Origin of the sequence: Variovorax sp. Varisp85, assembly GCF_047304045.1 — a bacterium.
GTDB lineage: Bacteria > Pseudomonadota > Gammaproteobacteria > Burkholderiales > Burkholderiaceae_C > Variovorax.
The window spans coordinates 1-3,052 of record NZ_JBGLYN010000132.1 but is presented as its reverse complement, the minus strand read 5'-3'; the positions used below and the strand labels follow the sequence as shown (position 1 = coordinate 3,052).

General features: G+C 70.6%; 3 protein-coding genes. 2 read left to right on the top strand and 1 reads right to left on the bottom strand.

Annotation, left to right across the window (positions count from 1 at the left end):
- The coding region (locus ACCC97_RS28655; RefSeq protein ID WP_413336342.1) for a hypothetical protein at positions 1-210 on the top strand (210 nt) is incomplete at its 5' end.
- Between the two features lies 1 nt (position 211).
- Here ACCC97_RS28655 and ACCC97_RS28650 read toward each other — a convergent pair.
- Positions 212-1,276 (bottom strand): ROK family protein, encoded by a 1,065-nt coding sequence (locus tag ACCC97_RS28650; protein WP_413336340.1) that lies wholly within the window; start codon positions 1,274-1,276, stop codon positions 212-214.
- Positions 1,277-1,387: 111 nt separating this feature from the next.
- Between ACCC97_RS28650 and ACCC97_RS28645 the strand changes: the two genes are divergently transcribed.
- Entirely contained in the window at positions 1,388-2,941 is a 1,554-nt protein-coding gene (locus ACCC97_RS28645) for a glycine betaine ABC transporter substrate-binding protein (protein WP_413336338.1), read from the top strand.
- The last annotated feature ends 111 nt before the right edge of the window (positions 2,942-3,052 follow it).

Here is a 3,052-nt window from a genome sequence, read left to right as displayed (position 1 = left end):
GGGGGGGCGGGGGCCGTCCCCCGGGGCGCCCCCGCCCGCGGGGCCCCGGCCCCGCCGCGGCCCGCCCCGGGGGCGCGGGCGGCCCGCGACCAGGCGCAGAGCGCCAGCCGGCTCGCGGTCGGGCTGGTGGCCGTCTACAAGGCACTGGGCGGCGAGGCCGTGGCGTCGGCCAGCATGCGCGTCGAAGGCCTGCGACCCGAAGACCTCTGATTCAAGCCCTGTTGGTAAAGCTCGCGTTGCCCAGCCCCGTGCCGATGGTCAGCACGCCCCAGTGCCGCACGTCGCGCATGAAGGGCAGTTCGCTCAGGCCCTGCACCACCGCGTCGTTGTGCATCAGCACCAGCGTCGGGCCCGAGCCCAGCATCGGCATGCGCTGCCACAGCTGGCTCGGCAGGTGGAAGGCGTGGCTGTCCCAGTCGCCGGGCAGGTTCTGCGCGCCGCGCGCGATGAAACCGTCCGGCCGAATCAGGCCCGGGCAACCAATGCCGACGAAGGGCGCGAGCCGGATCTTCCTGCGCTCGCTGTAGCGCACCATGTCTTCCAGCATGTCGGCGATGTGCTCGACCATGCCGCCGCGGTCGGGCCCTTCGTCCGCATGGCGCCACTTCTCGCGCCGCACCACCTTCGCGAGCGAGAAGTCGCGCGCCTTGCGGTGGCGTGTCTTCACGATGCCGCAGCGCACGTTGGTGCCGCCGATGTCCACCGCGAGGATCGCGTCGTGCTTCTTCAGCATGGCGCGCGGCACAAGGTGCGCCCAGCCGATCAGTCCGCCGTCGTCCACGTCGTGCGAGAGGCGGCCGATCTGCACGTGCAGGCCCATCTCCTCGAGGATGGCCCCAGTCTGCAGGATGGCGCGCTCGCCCACGTCGCTCTCGGGAAAGCCGCCGCCGACCACGATGCGCTGCACCTTCCGCCACGAGGGCTGGCGCATGAAGCGCTGGATCACCAGGGCCAGCTCCTGCGCGAACTCCTCGATGGCGCCATGCATCACATCGGAGGCCTCGGACGCCTTTCCTCCCTGCAGCGCGCGGTCGAGTTCCCCCTTGCCGAGGTCGCGCGAATGCAAGCCGCCCAGCGGGTCCTTTCCCTTCCTGCGGCGGCGCTTGCGCCAGCGTTCGAGCAGGTCGCGAAAGGCCGTCTGGCTGGCCTGGTCGCCGACGAAACCGTCCTTGTCGCGCAGCTGCAGGCTGTAGCCGTCGACCTGCACGCCCGGCAGCTCGCGCAGGCCGTGGACGTCGGGGCCGGGGTGTTCGTTCTTCGTGGAGCGGGTCTTCATGGCAACCGACTGTGGGCCCGATCAGCGGCCCGCCCCATCGGCACCGCGCACCACGGCGTGTAGGAGAGCGGCGGGTGCGCCAAACGGAACGATGTCTATACACTGACCCGGATGCATCTGCCCCGCTGTTTCTGGCGCGCCGCCCTGCTGTACGCCCTCGCATGGCTTGCCGTCGCGCCCGCCCCCGCACGAGCCGCGGACGAGACGCTGCGCGTGGGCTCCAAGCGCTTCACCGAGTCGTACATCCTGGCCGAACTGCTGGCGCAGACGGCCGCACCGTACACCGTCTCGCCGCCCGTCGTGCGGCAAGGCCTGGGCAACACGGCCATCGTGTACGAGGCGCTGCGCTCGGGCGCCATCGACCTGTACGCCGAATACACCGGCACCATCGCGCTCGAAATCCTCAAGGGCTCGCCGGCGGACACGCGCGAGGCCTTGAACGCGGCGCTCGCGCCGATGGGCCTGGGCGTGGCCATTCCGCTGGGCTTCAACGACGGCTATGCGCTCGCGGTGCGCGCCACCGACGCCGAGCGGCTGGGCCTGCGCACGCTGAGCGACCTGGCGAAGCACCCCGAGCTGAAGTTCGGCCTGTCGAACGAATTCATCGGCCGCGCGGACGGCTGGAAGGGCCTGGCCGGGCGCTACGGCTTCACGCAGATGCCCACCGGGCTCGACCACGGGTTGGCCTACGACGCGGTGGCCGCGAAGCAGATCGACGTGATCGACATCTACACCACCGACGCCAAGATCGACCACCTCGGCCTGCGCGTGCTGGAAGACGACAGGAAATACTTTCCGCGCTACGACGCGGTGGTGCTCTACAAGCTCGACCTGCCCACGCGGCTGCCGCTGGCCTGGGCCGCGTTGAAGACGCTCGAAGGCCGCGTCGACGAGCGCGCGATGATCGCGATGAATGCGCGGGCCGAGCTGCAGAGCGTGCCCTTCGACACCATCGCGCGCGACTTCCTCGCGAGCACGGGCAAGGGCGCGAAGGCGCAGCCGCAGGAAGCGCGGCGCGGCTTCATGGCCAAGCTGTTCGGGCCGGACCTGTGGAAGCTCGCGCGGCAGCATCTGCTGTTGGTGGCGGTGTCGGTCGGCGTCGCGATTCTCATCGGCGTGCCGCTGGCGATCCTGGTGTTTGCGCATGTGCGGCTGCGCGCGGTGGTGCTGGGTTTCGCGAGCCTGCTGCAGACAGTGCCGTCGCTGGCGCTGCTGGCCGTGCTGATCTCGATGCTGGGCGCCATCGGCGCGCTGCCCGCGCTGATCGCGCTGACGCTCTATTCGCTGCTGCCGATCATGCGCAACACGGTGACGGGCCTGGCCGAGGTGCCCAACGGCCTGCGGATGGCCGGCACCGCACTCGGCATGACGCCGCCGCAGAGCCTTCGGCTGGTGCTGCTGCCGCTGGCACTGCCCACGCTGCTGGCGGGCGTGCGCACCGCGACCTCGATCGCCATCGGCACGGCGACCATCGCGGCCTTCATCGGTGCGGGCGGCTTCGGCGAGCGCATCGTGACGGGGCTGGCGCTCAACGACCGCGAACTGCTCGTTGCGGGCGCATTGCCGGCGGCTGCGCTGGCGTTGCTGAGCGAGGGCCTGTTCGAACTCGTGGAGTACTTGATGCGGCGGCGGCGTCGTGTGCCGCCGTCTTCGCCACCTTCCTGAATTCGGGGGGCTTTCTTTCGGGGTGTGTGCGAAGGGCACCGGGTGGCTCCCTCCGCGAATGTCCCCCGCCTTCGGCTCCTCCTTTATTTCGCTGCGGGAGCCACCCGGTGC